This window comes from Pseudomonas sp. Pseusp97 (assembly GCF_047304025.1).
Classification (GTDB): domain Bacteria; phylum Pseudomonadota; class Gammaproteobacteria; order Pseudomonadales; family Pseudomonadaceae; genus Pseudomonas.
In genome coordinates this window covers 1-1,611 of sequence record NZ_JBGLYK010000424.1, presented here as the reverse complement: position 1 = coordinate 1,611, position 1,611 = coordinate 1, and the positions used below count along the sequence as shown (strand labels likewise).

Annotated in this window: 2 protein-coding genes; both read right to left on the bottom strand. The window is 70.5% G+C overall.

Features of this window, described 5'->3' with window-relative positions; all coding sequences use genetic code 11:
• A partial coding sequence (locus ACCC94_RS29620) for an iron chelate uptake ABC transporter family permease subunit (RefSeq protein WP_413353153.1) occupies window positions 1-807 on the bottom strand: 807 nt, incomplete at its 3' end.
• Window positions 800-1,611 (bottom strand): ABC transporter substrate-binding protein (locus ACCC94_RS29615; RefSeq protein WP_413353152.1); only part of this gene is annotated, 812 nt, incomplete at its 5' end. The genes ACCC94_RS29615 and ACCC94_RS29620, both read right to left, overlap by 8 nt.

Genomic DNA, 1,611 nt, shown 5'->3' with positions numbered 1-1,611 from the left:
GCCGACGAACGCGAGCATGCCGACGGCGCTGGTGACGAAAGCGCTCAGTGCCACGGCTACGGCCAGGCCGAGCACCCGAGTGCGCAGCAGGTTCACGCCCACGGCGGCAGCGCCTTCATCCTCCAGCCCCAGTGCCGCCAGGGGGCGCACCATCAGCAGCGCGACGATCATGGCCACCGCCAGTCGCGGCGCAAGGTACAGCGCGCCGTCCCAGCCGCTCTGGTTCAGCGAGCCGGCCTGCCAGAGCAGCAGGTCGATCAGGTAGTCGTGGTTGAACAGCACCAGCAGCGCGTTGAGCGAAACGCAGTACAGGCTGATGACCATGCCGGCGAGGATGAAGCGCAGGGGCGAAAGCGTGCGCCCCCAGGCGAAGGCGAACAGCAGGCAGGCCGCCAGCGCCGCGCCGGTCAGGGTGACGGCTTCCATACCGTGTACCAGCAGGGCCGGAGCGAAGATGGTGGCGGCCGACAGGGCGAGGTTGGCACCGGCGGAAACGCCGAGGGTCACCGGTTCCGCCAGCGGGTTGCGCAGGATCTGCTGGAACAGCGTGCCCGCCAGGGCCAGCGCGGCGCCGGCCATCAGGCTCACGGCCAGGCGCGGGAAAAAGCTGAAGTGCAGCAGCACCTGGCGCACGTCGTCCAGGTCCGGCGACCACAGCGCCTGCCACCACAGGTCGCGGGGTAGGGCGCCTTGGAGGCCGTGGAAGACCAGCAGGCCAGCGAGGATGGCCAGCACCAGTGAGCAGATCGCCGGGCCCAATGGCAGGCTACGTCGCGGGGCGGCGAGGCCGAAGGTCGATTCAGACATGGGCGACCTCCGTAGCGCTGTCCAGGTAGGCCGCGATGCGCTCGGCAAGGTCCAGCACCGAGGCGGCGCCGGCGTAGGGGTAGAAGCGCTGCAGCGTCAGCGTGTGGCTCCGGCGCACGGCCGGGAGGTTGGCCCACAGGTCGTTGGGCTGTCGCAGGCTCTGCAGGCGCGCGGAGGTGGTGGGAATGTCGACGTAGACCAGGTGGGCGTCCGGGCGCTCGGCCAGCCGCTCGATGCTGACCATGGCCAGTCCCACCGGGCCGACCGGGCCTTGCCAGGCATTCTCCACGCCGAGGCGGTCGAGCACGTCCTGCACCATGCTGTTCCGGCCGTAGACGGCGGCGTGGCGTCCATCCTGGTTGAGCACGGCGACGCACACCGGTGGCAGGGCGCGGTTCGCCAGCTTCGCGCGCAGCTCGGCAAGGCGCTGCTCGCCCGCGGCGATGTAAGCGGCGGCAACCTGCTCGACACCGAGTCGCCGGGCGAGATCGCTCATGAACCCGGTGGTGGCGCGCCAGGCGCCGTCCGTGGCGGGGTAGATGGCCACGCGCTCGGTCGGAGCGATGCCGTTGAGGCGGCGTTCCAGGGTCGGGGTCATCGGATCGCTGAGGATCAGTTGCGGTTGCAGCTGCTGGATCAGTTCGAGGTTCGGTTCCCAGTAGGGCCCCACGTCGCGCACGCTCTCGGGCAGCGGCAGGGTGGGCATGCGCACCCGGTAATAGTGATCGTCGGAGATCGCCAGGGGCGGCACGCCCAGGGTCAGCAGCGTCTCGGCGGCCACCCAGTTGAGCGCGACGATCCGCG